This is a genomic window from Anabaena sp. FACHB-1391 (assembly GCF_014696755.1).
GTDB classification, from domain to species: Bacteria; Cyanobacteriota; Cyanobacteriia; order Cyanobacteriales; family Nostocaceae; genus Dolichospermum; species Dolichospermum planctonicum.
This window is the reverse complement of the sequence record NZ_JACJQS010000002.1, coordinates 25,570-50,393: the sequence shown is the minus strand read 5'-3', so window position 1 is coordinate 50,393 and position 24,824 is coordinate 25,570. Positions and strand designations below refer to the sequence as shown.

Here is a 24,824-nt window from a genome sequence, read left to right as displayed (position 1 = left end):
TTTTGTTCTAAATCAATAATCAAAACTTTTCCTAAATTCGGTTTTCATTGTTCTTGGTTTAAAATTGCAAAAATTGTTTCTCTATCTGTTAATTCTGTTTTTTCTCCTTCTTCAATAGCTTTTGATAAGGCAATATCTTCAATTATTTCCGTAAATAAAGCTGAAAATTCTTCTTTGTTTTCTGAAAACAGTTCTATTATTAATTCTTTCAGGGTTTGTTTAAGTTGATTGCGTTCTAAGGATAGGTTAGACATAATTATCACCATAACATATATTACATTATATCTTATTTTAAATGTAAGTCAAGCAAGACTTAATAAAAATGGGTTAAATAAGTCAATACCTTTGTCAATTTTCCAAATATAGAGCGGAAACCCAATACAATCTTTACTAGATTAATAGAGTTTCAGGGTTTTTCAGAAGTCAGAGCCTTTTGATTGCATTCCCAGGTAGAACCTGGGAACGAGGATAAACGAGGATTTGTGGTGCGTTACGCTGTCGCTAACGCACCCTACAAATTAATACTAAATCAATAATATGCTAAAATGAATAATAAACTTTAATCAGGTGATTAATCATGACACAATCTACACCCCAAAGAGTTGTTAGACGTGGGAGGGTATTTCCCGAAATTCAATGGACTGATGAACAAAAAGCCCAAGATAGGGCTAGAAGAGAGGCATTTTATGAGCGTTGTTGGGCAATTTTTGAACGTTTAAAACCAGAAATATTAGATAAATATTATGGTTGGTACATTGCGATTGAACCTGATAGTGGTGATTATTTTATTGATCAGGATAAGGAAGTAGCTAGTAAAATGGCTAGAGACAAGTATCCTCATGTAATTCATCATATTTTTGGCATTAATGAAACGGGAGTTAGTGGCAGAATATGATTGAGGGAAGATTTGGAGAAAATGGACAAATTTATTTGGAAATTGATTTAATTGGTGGGGATGATTTCAGTTTTCCTGTAGAAACAATGTTAGATACAGGATTTACTGAATTTTTAGCCATGAATAAACAAGATATACAAAGTCTTGATTGGACTTTTTCAGGTCAAGATAAATTAAGAACTGCTCAAGGAGAAACCAAATTTGATGTTTATCATGGTAGGGTAATTATAGATGGTCAAGAGTTTGAAATTCCTGTATTTGCTGGAGATGAAATACAGGAGATTTTACTGGGTTCTCGATGGTTGAAGTTATTCGTTTTAATTGCTAATTATGCAGAAAATAGGGTAAGTTTAGAGTTAATTTAATCTCTGTTTTTTATTAAAATACCAATTTTTGAAATGAGGATAAACGAGGATTTGTGGTGCGTTACGCTGTCGCTAACGCACCCTACAAGGTTAATCCCTGACGAAATTGTTTAATTGCTTCTAGGGGAGAAGATAATAAAAGACAACGATTTAATAGGGATAAATCTAATTTTGGTAATAATTCACTATTATTAACTTTCTCATATTCTTGTTCTCGCAAACAGTAAATTTCTAAAGTTCCATCTTCCCAAAACCAAACTTCGGGAACTTGCATTAATTTATATTTTTGTAATTTAATAGGACTACCACTAGTAATCACAATTTCAATACATAAATCTGGTCTAGATTTATCAGTTTGAAAACAATAGGATAAATCAGCTTGATACTCAACTATACCGGGAATAATTTGCGAATAGCTACCACTGGGAAAAAATTCAATACCTTGTTCTAAAAAATATTGTCCTAACAGCAATCCCATTAAAGATGCAATTGCTTCATGGGGTTTACTGATAGTCACGATTTCTAAAACTCCTTCACAATAAAATAAACGCACTCCTGGTACATTTTCAAAGGCTTTTTGAATTGCTTGAAAACTTTCCCAAGTTATTCCAGGACGGTAGAAATATTGTTCTTCTTCTACTAAATTGAGAGAATTTTCTAAAGTTTGAGTCATGATATCTCTCACTTTCCTTAGTTATTAAGTTGATGTTATTAACAAATTATCAAAAGAGGTAAATTTTTCAGGTGCGTCAGAGATCAAAAAGCGATTTATGGCTGGCTGAGTTATCGAATCTGACGCACCCTACTTTTGGTGTTGGTAATTTCACCGTTTAGCTAATTCTGGTGTTTTTCCTTTTAATCCTATCATTAATTTCAGAGCAAATATTCTGATCATCGGGACTTTTTGCATCATCCATAAACCGAGACGACGAACTATTACCACTGGTAAAAAGTTATTAGAAAAAACTCGATCTAATAAATCGGTGAAACCCAATATTGCGAGGTTTTCTTTTTTTCTCCAGCGTTCATATTGCTTGAGAATGGAAATATTACCAATATCTTGACGATTTTGCTGTGCTGTTTGGATGATTTCGGCTAATGCTGCTGCGTCACGAATACCTAAATTTAAACCTTGTCCTCCCACAGGATGACAATTATGGGCGGCATCGCCAATTAATGCTAATCTAGGGAGAACATAGCGATCGCTCTGCATTAATTGTACTTGAAAAATAAATCTGTCCCCTAATAATTCTAATTTACCCATTTGCTCACCATAGCGTTTAGTCAGTTCTGCTAAAAATTCCTGATCATTTAAAGCGCATAAGGCTTTTGCTTCTGCATGGGGCGCTGTCCAAACAATGCGACAACGGTTTTCTGGTAAGGGTAAAATTGCAAAGGGTCCACTAGACCAAAATTTCTCGTAAGCGGTGTTATTGTGGGGTTTTTCGGGCTTGACAAAAGCTACAATACATGATTGCCAATATTTCCAGCCTTTAGTTTTAATTCCCGCAGCTTCACGAATGGGAGATTTTGCACCATCAGCAGCCACTAATAATTTACTACGAATCGTTTTGGTGGTCTCGTTAATTTTGATGTTAATCTTAATTGTATCTAAGTGATTTTCCGTACTTACCACTTCTGCTGGACAAAGATAAGTTACATTTGCACAATTTCCCACAAATTCCTGTAATGGTGCTAATAGTGCGTAATGTTCTGCTACATAACCTAACTCTGGCGTACCTAAGTCCGTAGTTTGGAAGTTAACTACATGAGGATAATCAGCATCAGAAAGACGAACTTGATTATATTTAGCGATATTGGGGAGAATTTTATCCCATAAACCAATGCCTTGGAAAATTTTTGCTGACAACATATGTACAGCATAGGCCTGTCCTTTCGCTACAGCGGCTGATGTCATTCTAGCTTCAATCAGCAGGATATTTAAACCAGAATCTTTTAAAGCGCAGGCCAGGGTTAAACCAACAATTCCACCACCGACTATGACTAAATCATAATCATATCCCCAATGGTTTTCTGTGGGGGAGTGGGGAGAGGAAAGGGTAGGAGTCAGAAGGGTGGAAGACATTGTGAAGATAAATTACAATAGTTTTAATTATTATTGTGACGCGATTACGATTGATAATCAAGGCAACGGCACAAAATACAGTACAAAATACTAGGTCATACTTAAAACCATCAAATTATCAGCAATTTCCAAATTACTGGTAACACTTTGTACATCATCTAACCCTTCTAAGGTATCAATTAATTTAAAAAGCGATCGCGCTTGTTCAATATTTGTTACCTCAACTTTATTACCAGGAATCTGGCGTATTTCTACATCAACTACTTTAAACCCTTTTGCTTTCAAGACTTGGCTGAGTTTCTCTAAATTTGTTACTTGAGTAAATACCTCAGATGTATGGTCTGCAATCATTTCATAAGACTCAGCATTTCCCTCTAAGGAAGCTTCTAAAAGCTGTTCTTCATTAATTACATCCTCAACCACACAAACACCCTTTTGGGAAAACATCCAACTGACACAACCGGTTTCTCCCAAATTTCCGCCATTTTTACTAAAGGACACCCGTAAATCAGCAGCAGTACGGTTGCGGTTATCTGTGAGGGCTGCAATCAAAATTGCGACACCACCCGGACCATAACCTTCATAACGAATTTCTTCTAAACGGTCGTGATAGCGAGAATCTCCGTAGGAATCACCAGTAAAAGTACCTGCTCCTTTAGCGATCGCCCTATCAATGTTATCATTAGGAATACCTGCCGCTTTGGCTTTATCAATAGCAGTCCGTAGTTGAAAATTCCCCGCTGGGTCTGGTATACCATTTCTAGCTGCGACAATTATCGCGCGGGATAGCTGGGTAAAGATATGTCCCCTTTTTGCGTCTACTACTGCTTTTTGACGTTTAATATTAGCCCATTTACTATGTCCTGCCATAATTCCCAAAATTATGAGTACGCTATTTAAAAATAGGATGAAATCATAAGATTATTGCTGAAATTGGCTTAATAACCAAGCACAAACTTGACTATGATCCAGTCGAGTTTTTCTTAATGCTTCATTAAGTAAAGAAATCTCTAATCCTGGTAATAGTAGATGCAGATTTTACTGTTATTGCTATTTATAACCTAGATGCCGACAAAGCAGCACCAATTAACCCGACTTGTTGATTGAGAATCATAAGTACCGGTATTTCTTCCAGAAGAGAACCCATTCTTCCTTTCTGGGTGAAATTAGTAAGAAAACCGCCATCCTGTATTAAAGGTAGGATTTTAGGAGCAATACCACCAGCAATGTATAATCCTCCATAGGGTAGTAGTTTCAGGGCTAGATTCCCCGCTTCAGCACCGTAGGCCTCTATAAATAATTGCATAGTTTGTTCCGAAAGGCGATCGCTTTTTTCTAAAGCAGCATTCCCAATTAACGCACCAGGGTCAACGGTTTTTTCTGACTTTCCGGCTTCTTGTTCCCAAGTTCTGACTGCGTTAGCAATGACTGGAGACTCGGTGGCTATTTTCCGATCTCGTAAAAATTGATAAATAGAAATAATTCCCAAACCAGAAACAACCCTTTCTACGGATACTCGTTGAATATCATATTTAGTTAAAATATATTTCAACAATTCAAATTCTAACTGATTGCGGGGGGCGAAATCTGCGTGTCCACCTTCGGAAGGAAAGACTTGATAACCCTGGCCCTGCTTAATCAAAAATCCCTGTCCTAACCCCGTTCCTGCACCGATTATAGCCATTGGTGCTGCTGATTGATATTTACCAACTTGTAAAGTTAGTAAATCCTGTTTAGTTAGACCAAAAATACCATAACCAACAGCCGCAAAGTCATTAATTAGAGAAATTCTTTCAATACCCAGTTCTTTGCTTAAACGTTCTGTATCCAGAAACCATGATAAATTAGTCAACTGAGCAGTATTTTCTACCACAGGTCCAGCGATGGCAAAACAGGCTTTGTCTGGTGTGCTAGAGTTAGCTGTAGTCAAAAACTTTTGGACTATGGGGACTAAATCAGGAAAATCCCCACTGGGAAAACTCTCCTCATACAGAGTTTTTAGCCCTACCGCATCTGAGGATTGTACCAGACGCAAAATAGTTTTTGTTCCACCGATGTCTCCTGCCAGTAGCAAACTCATAAAAATTATCAGCTAATAAATTACCTGTGCTTAATTGTCCCTTGGGATTTGAGAAAAATCCCCTTATGATCAAAATATTCACACAAATCGCACCAATTCCTCAGTTTTAGTTAAATGGGAAGTATCCCCCTTTAGTTCTAGCAACCATTGGGAATCTTGACGCACAACTTTTACCAAGGAACAGAGAGAAGCCTTAACTTCAGTTTTGGCCACATCTCCCACTAACCCCATTGCTGCCCCCAATACAGAAGCACCATGGGCTACTAATAGGATATCATGGGGAAAAAATTCTGTAGATAGACATCTGGCAGTTTGGGCTGAACGTTCTCGCACCTTTTCATGGGTTTCGGGGTATTGTGCAGCTATGCGTGATGTATAACTGGGGTCAATTCTGGGAAATAATTTGACTAAGGTTGGAGTTGAGAGTTTTTCCGGTTCTTCGGTCATCCATGCTGGATTTAGCCATTCACTCAAACCTATTTCTAGTTTAATCGCCAAATCCAAAACTTCAGCGATCGCATGAGCAGTTTGTATGGTTCGCAAAAACGGAGAAGCGAAAATGTGAGCGATTTTTTTCCCTTTCAGTCGTTTTGCTAATTGCTGTGCTTGTATCATACCATCATCGGATAAGGGCGGATCATACCGTCTTTCGGCGGTTAAAAACCAATCTGGATTTACGAAATCAAGACGGTTAGCGTGTCTTGCTATCCAAACTATTTGACTCATGGGAGAAAATAATATTAGGGAGTATGAATTTTCTAGCTGCGGTTATGATGATACAACAGTTTGCAGTCCTTTGACTAATCTTTCTATACCTGATTTTGCTGTATCTGCTGGTAATGCACCATAAGCAACCCGCAAATAACAACCCTGTTCTATACCAAAAGTAGTTCCGGGAATCACCGCTATTTTATATTCTTGAATCAGTTTTTTCACCAATTCCAAATCATTCATTTTGGTATGCACTTTTAATAAAAAGTAAAATGCGCCATTGGCTGGTGTAATCGTACATAAACCAGCTAAATTATGGAGTTCATTAATTACTATTTCTCTCACTTGGGCAATGGCGTTAATATTATCTTTTAAATAATTATCTTTAGCTTGTAACGCGCCTAAAGCTGCATATTGAGAAACCACCGGTGGACAAATTAAAATAGTATCTTGAACCTTTTTTACAGCGGTTAATAAATGTTGGGGAATAACCATATAACCAATTCTCCAACTAGCAAAACCATAGGCTTTTGATAAACTAAAAAGAGAAATTGTATGGCGATTACTGTTTAAAAATGCCCCAGGAGAAAAATGTTTTACACCATTGTATGTAAAATATTCATAAGCCTCATCACTAATATGATAAATTCCTTTTTCTCGACAAATTTGATTAACTTGAAGTAAAGCCGTTTCTGAATAAACTACACCCGTTGGATTATTAGGAGAAACCGTCACCACAGCACGGGTTTTCTCTGTAATTGCAGCGGCTATAGCTGGGGGAATTAGGCGATAATCTGTATCAGTTGGGACTAATATTGGATGACAACCTGCCATTTTAATCGCCATTTCATGATTAAAATAGTAAGGAGTATTTAAAATAATTTCATCACCAGGAGAAGTAATTGCTAGAATAGCATTTATAAACCCCATATTGCTACCAGCAGTCACCACAATAGCATTTTTTTCATTAATATCAATACCATTAAATATTGATAATTTTGCTGCTAACGCTGTTAATAATTCAGGAATACCAACCACAGCTTGATAAAGATGATTTTTCGGTTCAGAAAGAAACTTTGGTAATAGTGACATCGCGGTTTCTGGAGGCTGATAGTGAACCACACCTTGACCCAGGGAAATTGTTCCGGGAGAGTTTGTAATTAATTCTCCAATAACGGGAATAATTGGTGATTGAATCCCATTCATCCGCGATAATTCGTAATTCATAACTGGTCAAAAGACACCACAAAGGATGATTGTAAATGATATATAAACCTGAAAATTAGACGATTTATTTGCATAGAAAATAAATGCAGATCAAAAGGAATAAATAAAATTAGTACCAGGGTTTAGCAATAAGCTGTACTTCATTCATTTAAGTATAATTAAACTGGGCAAGATGCCCGCTATGATTATAATGGAACGATGGCACTCATTTTTTCTAAATCTAATACAGTGGCTAATTGTTCCTCGGTCATTAACCCTTTTTCTAAAACTATTTGTCGTAGAGATTTACCAGTTTCTAAAGATTCTTTGGCTACAGCCGCAGCATTCAAATAACCAATATGGGGATTTAAGGACGTGACTAATGCTAAACTACCTTCAGCATAAACTAAACATCTTTCTTTGTTAGCAGTAATTCCTTGAATACAGTTGGTAGTTAAAGCAGAAATCGTATTACCTAATATCTCAATACTGTGAATTAAATTATAGGCAATCAGAGGCATCATCACATTTAATTCTAATTGTCCCGCTTGGGCGGCAAAAGCGATCGCATTATCATATCCCATGACCTGAAAACATACCATTGATGTCATTTCTGCCATAACTGGATTATATTTTCCCGGCATAATCGAAGAACCGGGTTGTACTGGAGGAAGTTGGATTTCTTTAAATCCGGTTTTGGGTCCTGAATCCATTAACCGCAAATCGTGAGATATTTTCACTAAATCCTGGGCTAAATTCCGTAAAGCCCCGGAAACATTGACAAAAGCCCCCATACTTTGCATTGCAGCCATTAAATGTGGTGCTGGTTCTAGGGGAAATTCCAATAATTGACTCAAGACATCTACAACTTTTTGACGATATTCCGGGTGGGTATTCATTCCCGTTCCCGCAGCACTTCCTCCTAAACCCAATACCATTAAGTCAGAAGAAGCAATATAAAGCCGGTTTTGGTGTTCTGAGAGGATATAAGCCCAAGCCCGGAAATTATCACCTAACCGCACTGGTACAGCGTCTTGCAGGTGGGTTCTCCCAGATTTGATGATATTTTCAAATTCTGCCGCTTTTGCTTCTAATGCCAAAACTGCCTGTTCTAAAGCTGGCTGTAATCTGCGAGAAAGCGCCAATAAGCCACCAATACGAATCGCAGTAGGAATAACATCATTAGTGGACTGTCCATAGTTGACATGATCGTTGGGGCTAACTAGTTTATAATTACCCTTTTGATCACCCAGAATTTCTAAAGACCGATTTGCGATCACTTCATTAATATTCATGTGGTGTGAAGTTCCCGCACCAGCTTGATAAACATCAACCACAAACTGATCTCGTAATTTCCCTGCTAAAATTTCATCACTGGCTTGTATGATCGCTTTGCTGATATTTGCCGGGATACAATTTAATTCTGAGTTGACAATAGCTGTAGCTTTTTTAATATATATGCAAGCATCTATATAAGTTGGTAAAGGTTTAATACCGCTAATGGGGAAATTTTCGATCGCTCTTTGGGTTTGAATACCATAATAAACGTTATTGGCAATTTGGCGATCGCCCATTGAGTCTCTTTCAACGCGAAAATCTGAATTGTTAGTCATATAGCACTCTTACAGCAGGTAATAGAGAACAGGAAACAAGATCGCAATTTGTCTTTGCTGATGATCAAATAAATATATATGGATATATCTCACGTCAAGACGCAAAGCATCAATTTTGCAAAAGTTTTATTTACCTTTACCATTCCATATTTTAATATGGCTTCGTCACCCAGGCTATCAGCAATGCTAAAAATAAAATTTTTAGTTTATCTGCAACCCACGGGTAAAGTACCTGTTCACAAACTGTCACAATGGTTGTTATCAGCAATACACAATATTTGGTATACTCACTTATATTCAAGTCAGTTTTGGTCCTTGCTTCTTCCCCAATTATCCATTATCCATTATCTACTTTCTAGACTGTTGCATGAATATAAATAGAGTTGAATCCATTCCTGAATGGACACAATTACCATCTCCACCGATATATGCCATGGCTACCCCACCCAGGCTATCGGAAGTATCTATGCAACTGGATATAGATACACCAGATTTAGAAAAACAGGAATCTACTCAACAGTTACAGCAAATTCAAAGATTTCAAGAATTACTACAGTATCTAACTGAAGCAATTCGGGATGGTTTAGATGATGATAAGTTATTCACAATAATTACTCAAAAATTAGTTGATTTATTACAACTTAATTGTTGTCAAATTGAATTTTATAATCCTTGTCTCACTGCCACTATCATTACTTATGAATATAGTTCCATTTTGCCTATTTATCAAGGATTAACCCGAGAAATTGCCGATTTTACCCAAATATATCAGTCTTTATTAAAAAAACAAATCTGGCAATCTCTGGAAATCGTCCCCACATATAACTCTATTTTAGAGATTGTCAGTCAATTAGCTTGTCCGATTTTTAATCATCAAGAAATTTTCGGCAATATTTGGATAATTAAAGCATCAGAAACACTATTTACACCATTAGAAATATCATTTTTACAACAAATAGCTAATAAATGTGCCATCGTAATTCGTCAATCTCAACTACTCGCAAAAACCAAATCCTATATCAAGGAAATAGAAAATCAAGAATGTCAAAAATACCAATTTATCAAACAGATTTCTCAAGAATTACGCACACCAATTACTAATATTAATCTGGCGGTTCAAACCTTGGAAAGTCTGATCACACCCGCAAATAATTTAAATACAGAAATAGTAAGTCACCTATTACAAATTCTCTATAATGAATGTGAACGAGAAAATAAATTACTTGAGGATATTCTCACCCTTGCATATTTTAAAATCAATCCTCAACCCCCCACGTTCATGACTATTAATCTTCTGAATTGGTTACCTCCCATTATTCAACCTTTCCGAGATGTTACGAATTGTCAACAACAATATTTATACCTTGATATATCAGCAGAAATTCCGGCTTTATCTACAGATATCCACGATTTAGAGAAAATTATTACTTTAATACTCAATCAAGCTTGTCAATGCACTCCCCAGAATAAATCAATTACGGTTACGGCTCATTTAAATGCAGACAGGATAGAATTAAAAGTGAATATGTCTGGTGTTGAGATTCCCGAATCTCAACTATCACAAGTCTTTGAGCCATTTTACCGTATTCCGAAACATTCCCCTTGGCAAGCACAAAATACTGGTTTAGAATTGACATTAATAAAAACCATGGTGCAACGTTTAAACGGGTTAATTCATGTAATAAGCACTAACAATCAAACCGCTTTGATCATGAAATTTCCATTTTAGCTAGTTTTTTCAATCCAGCGCCAGCGTTAAATTAAAATATTTTTTTTAATGTTTCTCTGCCTTATTCACCAATAAAACTAAAATAAATACATCAAATACTGATTATGGCACTAATAGTTCAAAAATACGGTGGTACATCTGTTGGTTCAGTGGAACGTATTCAAGCGGTTGCGAGTAGAGTTGAAAAAACTGTCAAAGCTGGAAATTCTGTAGTAGTAGTGGTTTCAGCCATGGGGAAAACTACCGATGGATTAGTTAAACTAGCTAATGATATCTCTAAAACCCCTAACCGTCGGGAAATGGATATGCTACTTTCTACAGGAGAGCAAGTTACTATTGCCTTATTGAGTATGGCATTACAGGAAATTGGACAACCAGCGATTTCTATGACTGGCGCTCAGGTAGGCATTGTTACTGAAGCTGAACATTCCCGCGCTCGCATTTTACATATTGAAACAGAACGCTTAATGCGGCAGATTAATGACGGTAAAGTTGTTGTGGTTGCTGGATTTCAAGGGATTAGCAACACAGAAGAATTAGAAATTACTACTTTAGGGCGTGGTGGTTCTGATACTTCCGCAGTCGCTTTAGCCGCAGCCATTGGCGCAGATTTTTGTGAAATTTATACAGATGTACCAGGGATTTTAACTACAGATCCCCGCATTGTCCCCCAAGCCCAATTATTGACAGAAATCAGCAGTGATGAAATGCTGGAATTGGCAAGTTTAGGGGCGAAAGTATTACATCCCAGGGCTGTGGAAATTGCCCGTAATTATGGCGTTCCCTTGGTGGTACGTTCAAGTTGGACAGATCAACCGGGAACTTGGGTGACAACGCCCCTAAGACGAAATCGGGCGTTAATTAACTTAGAATTAGCTCGCCCTGTAGACGCTATAGAATTTGATATGCAACAGGCTAAGGTGGCTTTATTGCGCGTTCCTGACCAACCTGGGGTAGCAGCCCGGTTATTTGGCGAAATTTCCCAGCAAAATGTGGATGTGGATTTGATTATTCAATCTATTCATGAAGGTAATAGTAACGACATTGCTTTTACAGTAAATACATCAATATTAAAACGAGCGGAGGCGGTATCATCAGCTATAGCTCCGGCATTGAGAAACAATCCTAGTTCCGATGAGGCGGAGGTTTTAGTAGAAAAAGATACTGCAAAAATTAGTATTGTCGGCGCGGGGATGATTGGTAGACCAGGGGTAGCAGCGCAAATGTTTAAAACTTTGGCGGCCGCTGGTGTGAATATTCAGATGATTTCTACCAGTGAGGTCAAGGTGAGTTGTGTAGTTGATGCTGTAGATTGCGATCGCGCTATAGTTGCTCTGTGTGATACATTTGAAATCAATTCTTCCTCTACTTCCCTGGCCTATCCTAGCTCTAAAGCCCCCGCTGTGCGTGGTGTCGCTTTAGATAGGAATCAAGCCCGGATTGCTATTCGTCAATTACCAGACCGTCCAGGTATGGCCGCTAAATTGTTCGGATTTTTGGCAGAATATAACATCAGTGTGGATATGATTATTCAATCCCAACGTTGTCGGGTGGTAGACGGTGTTCCCCGTCGGGATATCGCGTTTACTGTGGCTAAAATAGATGCAGAAATCGCTCAAGAAAAACTTACACAAGTCGCAGCGGAATTTGATTGGGGTGAGGTAATATTAGATAGTGCGATCGCTAAGGTTAGTATTGTTGGTTCTGGTATGGTAGGACAACCAGGAATTGCCGCGAAAATGTTTACAGCTTTAGCGCAAAATCAAATCAACATTCAAATGATTGCTACCTCAGAAATTAAAATTAGTTGTGTTGTAGGTATTGATGAAGGTGTGAAAGCTTTACAAGTTATTCACGCGGCTTTTGATTTAGCTGGGAGTGAAAATTTTGTAGTTCCCGCTTGAAGATAATCAGCTTGTTTAACTATTTTAACCAAGAATCCCCGTGTCCTGAGACCGGGGAGTATTAACCTGATAGCGAATCCTAGTCTAATGAAGTACAAAATTATCTGCGTTTATCCGCGTTTATCTGCGTTTAATTCTGATTCTTGTACCTAACTTGAATGGGAATTGCTATATTACCTAATTACAAAATTGATTTTTCCACACCTTTATGGACAGTTTTTACCCATTTTAAACGTTTTGGTCGGAACGACATTCGCGCTGTGGTGCTACTCATGACTACTAACCAATGCAACATATATAAACTGCCGCGAAGGGTTTGTAAAAGTAACACTAAATGGGTAGATGGTTTAAGCTGTTCTGATAGCCTTGGGGTAGCCTTATGGATGTGCTTTAAACCCGCAAACATACCTATAACTGACATCCCTAGAGATAACCCAGTTACAGAACTTAACATAGGTGGACGATGACGAGCGATCGCCATTAATATATCTGGTATTGCCGCCGTTGGCAAGATATACATTGTCACCATAAAGATCAACAAATCCCAGGTTTTCTTTGTCCCCATACGGTTTTTGAGGATCAGATCCCAGTAGTCTAAATAACGTTGATAACCACCTTCCGCCCAGCGGTTACGTTGATGCCAAAGGGCTGTAGCATTGGTAACACCTTCTTCCTCCACTGGGGGATGAAAAACACATTCAATATCCCACTTATCTAAATGTAAGCGGATAGTTAAATCAAGATCATCGGTGATAGTTTCCTCATTCCAACCACCGCAACTTACTAGGGCTTGACGACGGACAAATTGACCATTACCTCGGAGTTCACCAATACCACCAATAGCAGTCCGCTGTTGTTGAAACCAGATATCCAAGAACATTTCCGCCATTTGTCCCTTAGTCCAAAAATTTTCTGGAGCATTGGCGATCGCTTTTCGCATTTGTACAGCCCCTACCTGTTCTTTTTGAAACAAAGGAACTACTTGTGATAGCATATCTGGTGTCACTTGGGCATCAGCATCAAATACAGCAATAATGTCTCCCTTTATCAGTTGCAATACTTGATTCAATGCTCCCGATTTTCCGCCACTAGCTTGGGGGGAACGCCTAAATACATTCAGTTGTTGATATTCCTGCTTGAGTTCTGCTAATAATTGGGGTGTATTATCTGTACTATTATCATCAATAATCCAGACTTCATATTGACCATTGCCGTATTCCAAATTACACAGATTCCTAACTAATCTGCCAATTACTGCTTCTTCATTTTTAGCAGCCACTAACACAGACACAAAAGGCAAATCTGCCTCTATCTTTGGGGAATGGTCGCGGGGTTTGGTAAAAATAATCCCCAAGGCATGAATTCCCAGTATTGTTGTCAGTCCCAGGATAAATATCGAACCCCAAGAAACTAGATGTAGGGTAATAGTCCCACTCCAGACTATAGTTAAAACTAAAGCAGCTTTGCCTCTACGGGCTTTAAATCGTCTTGGTTGTAGGTATTCTGATTCTTTATTTTCTGAGAGGTCAGGTAAGATCAGGTCAAGGGGATCAGAGTTTCCGTGATCAGTATTGTTTTCAGGCCAGGAATTTGCTGGCATAGGTTATATAATTAAAAACAGCTATTTTATGTATGTAGCCTTAAATTACAGACCGATTCTGTAACAGATTACTAGCTACCTAATTAATATAGTTCTAAAGAGTCCTAAAGGGAATAGATAGAGCATAATTCCTCTTCTTGTCTCCCCCTCTCCCCCTCTTCCCCTCTCCCCGTCACCGAGTGAAAGCGGCTATTACATTAATTCTACATACATAATTATACATATCCCGGACTTTTTCAAGAAGTCCGGGACATATAGCGATCCTTTTCTCTACTTCTGCGTCCTCTGTCCAGTGTAGGTTAGTTCAAAAAAATCCGTTCACAACCCACTGCTATACTGCTATATTTACCCATTTATGGCTCAACTTTCAAGCATAGTTTTCTGCTTGGAAATGTAATAATAAACCATATTCCAAACCTTCAACCACTGCTTGATAGGAAGCAGCTAAGATATTCTTAGAAACGGCAACAGTTGTCCAGCGTTGTTGAATATTCCGAGATTCAACTAAGACACGAGTTTTCGCCGCAGTTCCGGTATTTCCATTCAAAATTCTAACTTTATAATCTGTTAACTCAAAGGTGGCAATTTGCGGATAAAAGTTAACCAAAGCCTTACGCAAAGCGGCATCCAAAGCCGCTACAGGTCCAGTACCTTCCGCAGCTTCCAGAATATTTTCACCATTGACAGTTACTTTAATAGTTGCTAAAGAATGGGTTGTTTCTTTCCCCTGAATTAAATCACAATGGACTTGAAAACCATTGATTTCAAAAAACTGTTGACGCAGACCTAAAGCATCATACATCAACAGGGCAAAACTCGCCTCTGCCGCCTCAAATTGATAGCCGACATTTTCCAATTCTTTCATTCTCTGGAGAATTTGTCTAGCTTGGGGATGATCCTTGTCTAACTCAATACCAAAAGTCCGGGCTTTAGCCAAAACATTACTTAGTCCAGACTGTTCGGAAATGACAATGCGGCGCGTATTTCCGACTTGTTCTGGTTGAATATGTTCATAGGTTAAAGGGTTGCGTTCTACCGCTGATACATGAATACCGCCTTTATGGGCAAAAGCGGAACGCCCTACAAAAGGTGCGTGTTCATCAGGAGCGAGATTGACAACTTCACTGACAAAACGACTGGCCGCTGTCAGTTGATGTAGCTGGTGTTGGGCGATACAACTATAACCCAGCTTTAGCTGTAAATTAGGAATCAGAGAACACAGATTAGCATTACCGCAGCGTTCTCCATAACCGTTGATTGTCCCTTGTACCATTGTTGCACCCGCCATAACTGCTGCTAGAGCATTAGCTACCGCCATTTCTGAATCATTATGAGTATGTATTCCTATTTGCGGAGTTGTTGACCATTGACCATTGGCCATTGATAAATGACAATTAACATCCTGAACAATTTGTGTAACTTCATGAGGTAAAGTCCCACCATTGGTATCGCATAAAACCAACCATTCCGCACCGGCGGTCATGGCCGTTGTCAAGGTTTGTAAAGCATAATCAGGATTTTGCTTATAACCATCAAACCAATGTTCAGCATCGTAAATTACCCGTCGTCCTTGAGAACACAGATACTCAATTGTGTCACCAATCATGGCTAAATTTTCTTCTAGACTGGTCTTGAGTCCGGCTGTAACGTGCAAATCCCAGGATTTACCGAAAATAGTCACCCAGCGAGTACCTGCCGCCAAAATCGCTTGCAGCATGGGTTCATCTGGGGGTTTGGTATGAGGACGACGGGTAGAGCAAAAGGGAACAACTTCCGCTTGTTTGAGGGGATTTTCCTGAAGTTGCCAGAAAAACTCGACATCTTTAGGATTTGCGCCTGGCCAACCACCTTCAATAAAAGGAATCCCTAATTGATCGAGTCGGTGAGCAATGCGTAACTTATCTTCTATGGACACTGAAAGTCCTTCCCGTTGGGTCCCGTCCCGGAGAGTAGTGTCATAGAGCCAAAGTTGATTTGAGGGAGTTTTGGTCATAAAAATTGTTGAACCTTTGATTCAACACTGACACCTGAGAGATAACTTGGCTGCACGCCAATAAACAACAAAAAGCTATTTTGGTAGTTTCATCAGGCCATACAAAAATGCTAACAATTGCTCTGAGGAAGTGTAGCGAAGCTTCATATTTTCTTCCTACTTCCAGTCTCAAAGCTTCGCCACTATCCCCTTGGGGATTTAACTCATGTTACCCATGCAGGAAACCCTAAAACCATTCAGTACTTATTCTTCCCCTGGAAAACCTTTAGCAAAAACCATGACTCGGCTCGTCCGCTGTACCGACGGTTGTTAATAATTCAATTCTAAGCTGTTTTCATCCTGAAGACAAGCAAAGGAAATGATCCCCAAAATCCTGTTAAATATGAGGAAAGGAATTGGCACTTATGGTACTTGTGCGGTTAAGGTAGAAGGCGAAGTGTCCGCAGTAAATTGGTCTGAGCATTCTTCTGCGTTCCCTTCTTCCCCATTCTCCTACAAGTAATTTGGGTTTGATTGATCAAACTCAGGTTTTAGCTACTGTTAAAGTGACTAAATTTCACGGTTTTTGGGGTCAAGGTTCTTCAATAGTTTGGACACCAAAAGGTTAAAAAGGAGACAAACAAGATGGGTAGATGGACACCCTTAATTTTGATGGCTGGCGGCGTAGCAATTTTGCTAGGTACGCTGCTGGGAATTAACTTTCCTATGGGCGGACAACAAAGTGCTAATGTTCCACAAGGACGCAGAGCATCCAGTGTTCTCCCAGCTAATATTAATGTTAATAGTGCAGGTGGAGGTAATGATGCGGAAAATAATCCTAGCAATGAGTCGGAAACGATTAAAAGCAATGATTCTAACAGTGAAAGCCGCCGCACTAATGTAGCTCAAGGTAATGTTTCTACTGAAAATTCAGGTAATTCTTCTAACACTACACAAGAAACAAGCACTAGTGACCAAGGTTCTGATTCTACCAAGGAAACGGCAAGTACAGATAGTGACATGGCTACACCACGCGGGCTATCAAATTCTAGTAGTAATGTTAATCAGGACAAACAACCAATTCGAGCTTTGTGGTAACTAGAGATAAATTAAGTTAAAAATCAATGGTCAATGGTCAACGGTCAAAATCAAATAACTAATGACCAATGACCTAAATTCTACTCCCTTTGTTAGCCTTTATGAGTTATTAGTTATTTACTAGACTAATGACTAATGACTAATGACTAATGATGTTTTAATTATTGGTGGTGGTATTATCGGGTTGGCTTGCGGTCTTGAAATGAAATTACGGGGTGCTAATGTAACTGTAATTTCGCGTGATTTTACTGCTGCTGCCAGCCACGCCGCCGCCGGAATGTTAGCCCCTGAAGCGGAAAATATTACTAATGAGCCGATGTTGTCTTTGTGTCGGCGATCGCGCGATTTATACTTAAATTGGACAGAAAAATTAGCAGAATTAACTGGACAAAAGGATGTAAACAATACAGGTTATTGGCCTTGCGGTATCCTCGCACCGGTTTATCAACAACCACAAAATACGGGATATAGAAACGCCCACTGGTTGAATAAAGATACTATTAACCAATATCAACCAGGTTTGGGTCAGGATGTGGTCGGTGGTTGGTGGTATCCTGAAGATGGGCAAGTTGATAACCGGGCTTTAATTAAGGTTCTACGGACTGCGGCGGAGTATAAGGGTATTATATTTCAAGACGGAGTTACCGTAGAAGCTATTTCTCAACAACAGGGAAAAGTGATTGGTGTCCAAACTAATATAGGTTTATTTCGGGCTGACCATTATCTTTTAACCGCTGGTGCTTGGGTAAATCAATTATTACCTTTATCAGTGCGCCCCCGCAAAGGACAAATGTTGAGTTTACGAGTCCCGGATTGTCTCAATGAATTACCCCTAACTAGGGTATTATTTGGAGAAGGTATTTATATTGTCCCCCGACGCAATCGTTCTATCATTATTGGTGCAACTAATGAAGATGTGGGATTTACTGCTGATAATACCCCGGTCGGGATTCAAAGTTTACTACAATCAGCTATTCGCTTGTATCCCCAATTAGAAAATTATCCTCTTCAAGAACTTTGGTGGGGATTTCGTCCAGCTACCTCCGATGAATTACCTATTTTGGGTGCTAGTCATTGTCCTAATTTAACTTTGGCTACTGGTCATTACCGCAATGGAATTTTACTCGCACCTGTGACAGCGATATTAATTGCTGATTTGATTTGCGAACAAAAAACAGATCCTCTTTTACCTAATTTCCACTATTCCCGTTTTTCTGCTGTGTCATCTACTACTACATCAATGCTCGTTAATTCTACTGTCGCTAATACTAATATTAATAGTGTAAACAAGCTCCAAAATAAATCATTTTGTGACATTGCTACGCCGCCCAGACTATCAGATCTAAATATTCAAGATTCACCATTAATTATTGCCGGTAAAAGCTTTAGTTCTCGGTTAATGACGGGAACTGGTAAATATCGCAGTATCCGGGAAATGCAGCAAAGTGTCGAAAACAGTGGTTGTCAAATTGTGACGGTGGCCGTGCGACGGGTACAAACTAATGCACCAGGACATGAAGGTTTAGGAGAGGCGCTAGATTGGAGTAAAATTTGGATGTTACCTAATACTGCTGGCTGTCAAACTGCGGAGGAGGCCATTCGGGTGGCACGCTTGGGACGAGAAATGGCGAAATTATTGGGACAAGAGGATAATAATTTTGTCAAGTTAGAAGTTATACCTGATCCTAAATATTTACTTCCAGATCCTATAGGTACTTTACAAGCGGCAGAAAAATTGGTAAAAGAAGGTTTCGCTGTATTACCTTATATTAATGCTGACCCTATGTTAGCAAAGCGGTTAGAAGAGGTTGGTTGTGCCACTGTGATGCCTTTAGCCGCACCCATTGGTTCTGGACAAGGGCTGAAAACTACCGCCAATATTCGGATTATTATTGAAAATGCTAAAATACCAGTGGTGGTAGATGCGGGTATTGGTGCGCCTTCACAAGCCGCTGAGGCGATGGAATTGGGGGCAGATGCGTTATTAATTAATAGTGCGATCGCTTTGGCTGAAAATGCTCCAGCCATGGCTTATGCGATGAATTTAGCAACTGTGGCGGGTCGCATAGCTTATTTGTCCGGTAGAATGCCTATTAAAGAGTATGCTAGTGCCAGTTCTCCTATAACGGGAACGATTACTGGTTAGTTTTTTTTGTACTTAGATCCCCGGCTTCTTCCAGAAGTCGGAATCGCTGTCTAATTTCAATGGCAAGTATTGTCCCTTTCTATCATACAGCAAGTAGCTTTGAGTGAGGTACACCTTGTGCGGGCAAGATGCCCGCACCACAAGAGTTTTATTATTAATATCTGTACTTCATAAACGGATAACTGCTGTAATTTACCTCAATTTAATCAACTGTAATAAACCAATTCTCAATTATCAGATCCTCAAAATCCTGAAAATCTGCCATATTGTTTGTTACTAAAATCAAGTCATTACAGAACGCAATACTCGCAATAAGACTTGCTACTGCTACTTCTGAACGATAGCGATTTAATTGATCTCAAACCTGAGTATTGGGAATTGGCCGACTCGGTTCTGAGATAATATTAGAGTCTAGTAAAAAGCGAACTGTCATAAATCAATCTCGCGTCCTGGACTACGATCTCTTAAATTAGCAAAATCTTCATCTGTAAATTCAATTCCTTCTCTTTCAATTGTTTCTCGAAACCTTAAAACCCCTTCCCAAAAGCTATCTCCTTTATTCTGTAATGGTTTTTCCTGTACTTGTTCTTTTATTTGTGACAGTTTATGTTTGAGAAATTGAATAAAATCTAAAACTTCTTGTTGTTTATCGGTTGGTAACTCTCGCAGGTTTTCTAAAACAGCTTGTTCAATGGTCATAGTTTCACCTCTACTACTAGGCTATTATTCTATTATAAATGACATTAGCATTAATTTTTATTTTCTTCTCCATTTTTGAGATCAATTCCTAATATTGCCAATTGTTGATTTATCCAATCTGTAGCTGTTGCTTCATTGGTTTTAATGGCTTTTTCTACTCCTTATAATGTTGATAAAGCGTAATTAGTTATGGGAATCCTATCTTTATATTATGACAAAATCTGCCGTGTCTGCCGTGATAGTAAGCTGTTAGATTGATCAGGAAAAATATATATAAATATTATACAGCAGGAAATTAACTGATGATGCTGTCGTATAGCTTATTTGTCGGGTAGAATGCCTATTAAAGAGTATGCTAGTGCTAGTTCTCCTGTAACGGGAACGATTACAGGTTAGTTTTTTTGTACTTAGATCTCCGGCTTCTTCCAGAAGTCGGAGATGTCTATTAATTAGTCCCTTATTTAACAGTTTAGGAATGGTTTTTAATGGGTTTTTTGCCATTCTGTTAATCCAAACATTACTTCTAACTCCTAACAGCTATAGGTTGAGAATTTGTAAACCAGCATTCTTTGTACTAATTCTAAAATTAATTTTTGAGAATGATATCTATATCTAATATTTCTGGAAGTGTAAACTAAATATAGTTTTAAAATTTATTTATTTAACTCTAAACTGACCCTATCTTCACCATAATTAGCAACTAAAACAAACAACTTCAACCATCGAGAACCCAGTAAAATTTACTGTATTTCATCTCCAGCAAATACAGGAATTTCCCACTCTTGACCATCTATAATCACCCTACCATGATAAACATCAAAATCAGTTTCTCCTTGAGCAGTTCTTAATTTATTTTGTCTTAAAAAAGGCCAATCAAGACTTTGTAAATCTTGTTTATTCATGGCTAAATATTCAGTAAATCCTGTGTCTAACATTGTTTCTACAGGAAAACTGAAATTATCTCCATCAATTAAATCAATTTCCAAATAAATTTGACCTTTATCTCCAAATCTACCCTCTATCTTATGCTGCCACTAACTCCCGTTTCATTAATGCCATAAATATGATGAATAACATGAGGATACTTTTCTCTAGCCATTCTACTAGCTACCTCTTGATCCTGATCAATAAAATAATCCCCACTATCAGGTTCAATAGCAATATACCAACCATAGTATTTATCAAGTATTTCCGGTTTTAACCGCTCAAAAATTACCCAACAACGATCAGAAAAAGCTTGTCTTCTGGCTTTTCTGTGAGCTTTTTGTTCTTGGGTCCACTGAATTTCGGGAAATACTCGACCACGACGGACAACCCTTTGCGGTGTAGATTTTGTCATGATTAATCACCTGATTAAAGTGTATTGTCCATTTTAACCTAAAAAACGACTATTAAAAATCATCGAGGCTTTTGCTTGCACCTCACATTTCGCAGATGTGACTCGGATTATTGATATTTTTGACAAATTCCAGCCAGAAAAATTTTATTTACCTAATTTTTCTGGTTTAGTTTAACTTGATCTGCCAAAAAATTTTGTCTGTGAGATGTAAGGATTTTTTTGTCAGAATCAGGATGTCCAGGATTTAAGGATTTACAGGATTGTTATTTATGAATTGTTTGTGAGTTGATAATATTATTGCACTGATTAAAATTCCTAAAATCTTTTTCACATCCTTGATATAATATTCGGTTAAATCAATGGAAATAGTTTTATCTTCTAACTTCAAAAACTGCCAAATAGTACCGATAGTTACAGCACCATAAACAATCTTAATCGCATTTTGTTTTTGTTGATTAAACAATTGAGCAGCCAGCATTTCAGCTATACATTGAGCTAAACCTAATTTCAAGTTTTCATTTTTACTTTCTACCAATGTAATTATAGGTGCGCGAATAAAAAGCTGTTCTTTAGAAAGACTAATTAGGAAATCACAAAAACCATTTAAACCTTGTTGATTATCAACATTAAAATCTACTCCCGAAAATAAACTGATTTCATTATTTAAGTTTCTTCTTACTTCGAGTAAAATTGGACTAATTATCATCTCAGAACGGGCTTTTTCAGTATTAATTGAAACGGCTAAATCAACATTTTCCTTGAGGATTGTTGTTAGTAAATTACTAGGTTCTTCCTCTGGTACATCTGCAAATAATCCTGATACTTCATTTAATGTCAATTCAAATTTTTGGATAATTTCACTTAATTTAAAATCACTGTAAGCCATCTTTATCTACCTTGTTACTTTTAATAATTAGTTGGGAGAAAAAGTTTATTTTTACAATTGATTACTTCTCAGGTAGAAAAAGCCTGTCTTCTGGCTTTTCTGTGAGCTTTTTGTTCTTGGGTTCACTGAATTTCCCGAAATTCTCGACCACGACGGACAACCCTTTGCGGTGTAGATTTTGTCATGATTAATCACTTGATTAAAGTGTGTCATTTATTTTAACCTAAAAAACGCCAATAAAGAAGATCAAGGGGTTGACATTTGCTTTTAAATTTGTTATCATGAAATTGATAAGGAAGAACTATCTTAAATTAAATTAATAGTATAAATTAGTTGGCATAAAAAAATACCCACTCAGTTTTACTACTGGTGGGTATTAATTAAGTCAGAGCCGCCTCGCCCTGACCGTGGTAAAACTACTTACTTTCGGTGAAATCAGCATCAATGACATCATCACCAGAGGGAGCAGAACCACCACCGGGGGATTGAGCGCCAGCAGCACCAGCATCACCACCAGCTTGTTGGTAAATATTACTACCAATAGCAAACAGAGCTTGTTGCAGTTCTGGTGTTAATTTCTGGATTTGAGCATCATCTTCCTTGGCTATAGCGTCCCGAACTTCTTTAACTAAACCCTCAACCTTAGTCTTATCAGCAGCGGGGACTTTATCACCCAATTCTTGTAACTGCTTTTCTGCTTGATAAGCTAAAGTATCAGCTTGGTTTTTGCGTTCAATTTTTTCACGGCGCTCCTTATCAGAAGAAGCATTTTTCTCAGCTTCTCTCACCATGCGTTCTACATCATTCTTGTCAAGAGTAGAAGCACCTGTTATACTAATAGATTGTTCCTTACCAGTACCCTTATCCTTAGCCGCAACATTGAGAATACCGTTAGCGTCAATATCAAAAGTAACTTCAATTTGGGGAACACCACGGGGAGCAGGAGGAATACCATCCAAACGGAAAGTACCTAAACTCTTGTTATCATTAGCAAATTCTCTCTCACCTTGGAGAACGTGAATTTCCACATTAGTTTGTCCGTCTACAGCAGTAGAGAACACTTCTGATTTTTTGGTGGGAATTGTAGTGTTACGAGGGATAATCTTAGTCATGACACCGCCCAAGGTTTCCACACCCAAAGACAATGGTGTTACATCTAACAATAAGATACCTGTAACATCACCTGCTAAAACTCCGGCTTGAATAGCAGCACCAACAGCTACCACCTCATCAGGGTTAACGCTTTGGTTAGGTTCTTTACCTAAAACCCGCTTAACCACATCCTGAACAGCAGGAATCCGAGTAGAACCACCAACAAGAACAACTTCGTCAATATTGGTTTTATTTAATTTCGCGTCTCTGAGAGCATTTTCCACGGGAATGCGGCAACGGTCAATTAAATCAGAACAGAGTTCTTCAAAAGTGGCGCGAGTCAGAGTTGTATCTAAATGCTTTGGTCCGTCCTGGGTAGCGGTGATAAATGGTAGGTTAATTTCCGCTTGGGTAACGCTAGAAAGTTCAATTTTAGCTTTTTCTGCCGCTTCTGTTAAACGTTGTAAAGCTTGTTTGTCCTTACGGAGGTCAATACCTTCATCTTTTTTGAACTTTTCCGCCAAGAAATCAACAATTTTTTTATCGAAGTCGTCACCACCTAAGTGAGTATCACCAGAGGTTGATAATACCTCAAATACACCATCACCAACTTCCAGTACAGATACGTCAAAAGTACCACCACCCAAGTCAAATACGAGGATAGTTTCATTGCTCTTCTTATCAAAACCATAAGCTAGAGAAGCAGCAGTAGGTTCGTTGATAATCCGTAATACTTCAATACCAGCGATTTTACCAGCGTCCTTGGTGGCTTGACGTTGGGAGTCGTTGAAATAAGCGGGAACGGTAATTACTGCTTGGGTAACAGTTTCCCCCAGGTACTTACTAGCATCTTCCACTAATTTGCGGAGAACCTTGGCAGATATTTCCTCAGGAGCAAATTGTTTACCAGCACCAGGAGAATCTACTTTCACGTTACCACCGCTACCAAGAACCTTATAGGAAACTTCTGTAGCTTCATTAGTGATTTCGTCATAACGACGACCAATAAAGCGTTTTACAGAATAAAAAGTATTTTCGGGGTTCATTACCGCTTGACGTTTAGCGATTTGACCGACTAAATTATCACCATTTTTAGCAAAGGCAACTACGGAGGGTGTTGTTCTAAAACCTTCCGCATTAGCGATAACAGTGGGTTTACCACCTTCCATTACTGCCACACAGGAGTTAGTCGTACCTAAATCAATTCCAACTACTTTTGCCATTTTGGTTTTTTACTCCGTATAAAATTACTAAATGAATGAGAGGGAATATAAAAAAAGAGCATCAGAACACTACTGAATTCTTTTTTGATAAAATTGCATTAACTAATTGTCAATGGCAATCAATTGGGTTAGGCTCTGCTGGGAATTAAACCCCAAACTAGGCTTTTATCATATAAACTT

Annotated in this window: 20 protein-coding genes and 3 pseudogenes; 7 read left to right on the top strand and 16 right to left on the bottom strand. The window is 38.3% G+C overall.

Annotated features, from left to right (window positions below; genetic code table 11):
• Positions 1–44: 44 nt before the first annotated feature.
• The gene (locus H6F62_RS01270) at positions 45–254 is read right to left on the bottom strand and encodes a hypothetical protein (RefSeq protein ID WP_190371122.1); all 210 of its coding nucleotides are present in this window, start codon (positions 252–254) and stop codon (positions 45–47) included.
• A gap of 323 nt (positions 255–577) precedes the next feature.
• Between H6F62_RS01270 and H6F62_RS01265 the strand changes: the two genes are divergently transcribed.
• Entirely contained in the window at positions 578–895 is a 318-nt protein-coding gene (locus tag H6F62_RS01265) for a hypothetical protein (RefSeq protein WP_190371121.1), read from the top strand.
• Positions 892–1,260, top strand: a complete 369-nt coding sequence (locus tag H6F62_RS01260) for a hypothetical protein (protein ID WP_028088879.1) — start codon at positions 892–894, stop codon at positions 1,258–1,260. The genes H6F62_RS01265 and H6F62_RS01260 overlap by 4 nt, the downstream gene beginning before the upstream one ends.
• 82 nt (positions 1,261–1,342) lie before the next feature.
• Here H6F62_RS01260 and H6F62_RS01255 read toward each other — a convergent pair whose 3' ends face one another.
• The 7 genes from H6F62_RS01255 to H6F62_RS01225 all read right to left on the bottom strand — a co-directional run bounded on the left by H6F62_RS01255 (position 1,343) and on the right by H6F62_RS01225 (position 8,956).
• Positions 1,343–1,933, bottom strand: coding sequence for a Uma2 family endonuclease (locus H6F62_RS01255; RefSeq protein ID WP_137906679.1), 591 nt, complete (start codon positions 1,931–1,933; stop codon positions 1,343–1,345).
• 150 nt (positions 1,934–2,083) lie between these two features.
• Positions 2,084–3,346: an FAD-dependent hydroxylase gene (locus tag H6F62_RS01250; protein ID WP_137906678.1), complete on the bottom strand. Its 1,263-nt coding sequence runs from the start codon at positions 3,344–3,346 to the stop codon at positions 2,084–2,086.
• Positions 3,347–3,436: 90 nt separating this feature from the next.
• Entirely contained in the window at positions 3,437–4,216 is a 780-nt protein-coding gene (locus H6F62_RS01245; RefSeq protein ID WP_137906677.1) for a YebC/PmpR family DNA-binding transcriptional regulator, read from the bottom strand.
• Between the two features lie 184 nt (positions 4,217–4,400).
• Positions 4,401–5,426: a glucokinase gene (locus H6F62_RS01240; RefSeq protein ID WP_137906676.1), complete on the bottom strand. Its 1,026-nt coding sequence runs from the start codon at positions 5,424–5,426 to the stop codon at positions 4,401–4,403.
• Between the two features lie 78 nt (positions 5,427–5,504).
• The gene (locus tag H6F62_RS01235) at positions 5,505–6,152 is read right to left on the bottom strand and encodes a histidine phosphatase family protein (RefSeq protein WP_028088884.1); all 648 of its coding nucleotides are present in this window, start codon (positions 6,150–6,152) and stop codon (positions 5,505–5,507) included.
• Positions 6,153–6,194: 42 nt separating this feature from the next.
• Positions 6,195–7,364 (bottom strand): pyridoxal phosphate-dependent aminotransferase, encoded by a 1,170-nt coding sequence (locus tag H6F62_RS01230; RefSeq protein WP_190371120.1) that lies wholly within the window; start codon positions 7,362–7,364, stop codon positions 6,195–6,197.
• A gap of 185 nt (positions 7,365–7,549) precedes the next feature.
• Entirely contained in the window at positions 7,550–8,956 is a 1,407-nt protein-coding gene (locus H6F62_RS01225; protein WP_137906674.1) for an aspartate ammonia-lyase, read from the bottom strand.
• 367 nt (positions 8,957–9,323) lie between these two features.
• Between H6F62_RS01225 and H6F62_RS01220 the strand changes: the two genes are divergently transcribed.
• On the top strand, positions 9,324–10,685 hold the full coding sequence (locus H6F62_RS01220) for a HAMP domain-containing sensor histidine kinase (protein ID WP_137906673.1): 1,362 nt from the start codon (positions 9,324–9,326) through the stop codon (positions 10,683–10,685).
• 104 nt (positions 10,686–10,789) lie between these two features.
• Complete coding sequence (locus H6F62_RS01215) at positions 10,790–12,589, top strand: aspartate kinase (protein WP_190371119.1); 1,800 nt, start codon at positions 10,790–10,792, stop codon at positions 12,587–12,589.
• A 181-nt stretch (positions 12,590–12,770) separates the two neighbouring features.
• Here H6F62_RS01215 and H6F62_RS01210 read toward each other — a convergent pair whose 3' ends face one another.
• Entirely contained in the window at positions 12,771–14,189 is a 1,419-nt protein-coding gene (locus H6F62_RS01210; RefSeq protein ID WP_137906671.1) for a glycosyltransferase family 2 protein, read from the bottom strand.
• Between the two features lie 367 nt (positions 14,190–14,556).
• On the bottom strand, positions 14,557–16,182 hold the full coding sequence (gene cimA / locus H6F62_RS01205; RefSeq protein ID WP_137906670.1) for a citramalate synthase: 1,626 nt from the start codon (positions 16,180–16,182) through the stop codon (positions 14,557–14,559).
• 373 nt (positions 16,183–16,555) lie between these two features.
• Between cimA and H6F62_RS20790 the strand changes: the two are divergent.
• From H6F62_RS20790 to thiO, 3 genes and pseudogenes are all read left to right on the top strand, one after another.
• Positions 16,556–16,790 (top strand): annotated as a pseudogene (locus H6F62_RS20790) ((2Fe-2S)-binding protein); the annotation flags it as partial.
• 16 nt (positions 16,791–16,806) lie between these two features.
• Positions 16,807–17,259 carry a hypothetical protein gene (locus H6F62_RS01200; RefSeq protein ID WP_137906669.1) on the top strand — a complete coding sequence of 151 codons (453 nt, stop codon included), beginning with the start codon at positions 16,807–16,809 and terminating at the stop codon, positions 17,257–17,259.
• Between the two features lie 142 nt (positions 17,260–17,401).
• Positions 17,402–19,405 (top strand): glycine oxidase ThiO, encoded by a 2,004-nt coding sequence (gene thiO / locus H6F62_RS01195; RefSeq protein ID WP_190371118.1) that lies wholly within the window; start codon positions 17,402–17,404, stop codon positions 19,403–19,405.
• 202 nt (positions 19,406–19,607) lie between these two features.
• On the opposite strand, the pseudogene H6F62_RS20785 reads toward thiO, so the two are convergent.
• From H6F62_RS20785 to dnaK, 6 genes and pseudogenes are all read right to left on the bottom strand, one after another.
• Positions 19,608–19,838 (bottom strand): annotated as a pseudogene (locus H6F62_RS20785) (hypothetical protein).
• The gene (locus H6F62_RS01190; protein WP_028084968.1) at positions 19,835–20,104 is read right to left on the bottom strand and encodes a DUF2281 domain-containing protein; all 270 of its coding nucleotides are present in this window, start codon (positions 20,102–20,104) and stop codon (positions 19,835–19,837) included. Before H6F62_RS01190 ends, H6F62_RS20785 begins: the two are co-directional and overlap by 4 nt.
• A 653-nt stretch (positions 20,105–20,757) precedes the next feature.
• Positions 20,758–21,126: pseudogene (locus tag H6F62_RS01185) on the bottom strand (aspartyl protease).
• Positions 21,123–21,443 carry a hypothetical protein gene (locus H6F62_RS01180; protein ID WP_190371117.1) on the bottom strand — a complete coding sequence of 107 codons (321 nt, stop codon included), beginning with the start codon at positions 21,441–21,443 and terminating at the stop codon, positions 21,123–21,125. The pseudogene H6F62_RS01185 and the gene H6F62_RS01180 overlap by 4 nt, the downstream one beginning before the upstream one ends.
• Before the next feature lie 244 nt (positions 21,444–21,687).
• Complete coding sequence (locus H6F62_RS01175; protein WP_137906666.1) at positions 21,688–22,329, bottom strand: hypothetical protein; 642 nt, start codon at positions 22,327–22,329, stop codon at positions 21,688–21,690.
• 416 nt (positions 22,330–22,745) lie between these two features.
• A complete protein-coding gene (dnaK, locus tag H6F62_RS01170; protein ID WP_190371116.1) occupies positions 22,746–24,644 on the bottom strand; it encodes a molecular chaperone DnaK in 1,899 nt (632 codons plus the stop codon).
• Positions 24,645–24,824: the final 180 nt, after the last annotated feature.

Excerpts from the sequence above, each read along its gene's own strand:
- H6F62_RS01180 (WP_190371117.1), bottom strand. The coding sequence starts at position 21,443 with ATGACAAAATCTACACCGCAAAGGGTTGTCCGTCGTGGTCGAGTATTT.
- H6F62_RS01270 (WP_190371122.1), bottom strand. The coding sequence starts at position 254 with ATGTCTAACCTATCCTTAGAACGCAATCAACTTAAACAAACCCTGAAA.
- H6F62_RS01220 (WP_137906673.1), top strand. The coding sequence starts at position 9,324 with ATGAATATAAATAGAGTTGAATCCATTCCTGAATGGACACAATTACCA.
- H6F62_RS01175 (WP_137906666.1), bottom strand. The coding sequence starts at position 22,329 with ATGGCTTACAGTGATTTTAAATTAAGTGAAATTATCCAAAAATTTGAA.
- dnaK (WP_190371116.1), bottom strand. The coding sequence starts at position 24,644 with ATGGCAAAAGTAGTTGGAATTGATTTAGGTACGACTAACTCCTGTGTG.
- H6F62_RS01260 (WP_028088879.1), top strand. The coding sequence starts at position 892 with ATGATTGAGGGAAGATTTGGAGAAAATGGACAAATTTATTTGGAAATT.
- H6F62_RS01255 (WP_137906679.1), bottom strand. The coding sequence starts at position 1,933 with ATGACTCAAACTTTAGAAAATTCTCTCAATTTAGTAGAAGAAGAACAA.
- H6F62_RS01265 (WP_190371121.1), top strand. The coding sequence starts at position 578 with ATGACACAATCTACACCCCAAAGAGTTGTTAGACGTGGGAGGGTATTT.
- H6F62_RS01215 (WP_190371119.1), top strand. The coding sequence starts at position 10,790 with ATGGCACTAATAGTTCAAAAATACGGTGGTACATCTGTTGGTTCAGTG.
- H6F62_RS01235 (WP_028088884.1), bottom strand. The coding sequence starts at position 6,152 with ATGAGTCAAATAGTTTGGATAGCAAGACACGCTAACCGTCTTGATTTC.
- H6F62_RS01240 (WP_137906676.1), bottom strand. The coding sequence starts at position 5,426 with ATGAGTTTGCTACTGGCAGGAGACATCGGTGGAACAAAAACTATTTTG.
- H6F62_RS01190 (WP_028084968.1), bottom strand. The coding sequence starts at position 20,104 with ATGACCATTGAACAAGCTGTTTTAGAAAACCTGCGAGAGTTACCAACC.
- H6F62_RS01210 (WP_137906671.1), bottom strand. The coding sequence starts at position 14,189 with ATGCCAGCAAATTCCTGGCCTGAAAACAATACTGATCACGGAAACTCT.
- H6F62_RS01230 (WP_190371120.1), bottom strand. The coding sequence starts at position 7,364 with ATGAATTACGAATTATCGCGGATGAATGGGATTCAATCACCAATTATT.
- H6F62_RS01225 (WP_137906674.1), bottom strand. The coding sequence starts at position 8,956 with ATGACTAACAATTCAGATTTTCGCGTTGAAAGAGACTCAATGGGCGAT.
- H6F62_RS01250 (WP_137906678.1), bottom strand. The coding sequence starts at position 3,346 with ATGTCTTCCACCCTTCTGACTCCTACCCTTTCCTCTCCCCACTCCCCC.
- thiO (WP_190371118.1), top strand. The coding sequence starts at position 17,402 with ATGACTAATGATGTTTTAATTATTGGTGGTGGTATTATCGGGTTGGCT.
- H6F62_RS01200 (WP_137906669.1), top strand. The coding sequence starts at position 16,807 with ATGGGTAGATGGACACCCTTAATTTTGATGGCTGGCGGCGTAGCAATT.
- cimA (WP_137906670.1), bottom strand. The coding sequence starts at position 16,182 with ATGACCAAAACTCCCTCAAATCAACTTTGGCTCTATGACACTACTCTC.
- H6F62_RS01245 (WP_137906677.1), bottom strand. The coding sequence starts at position 4,216 with ATGGCAGGACATAGTAAATGGGCTAATATTAAACGTCAAAAAGCAGTA.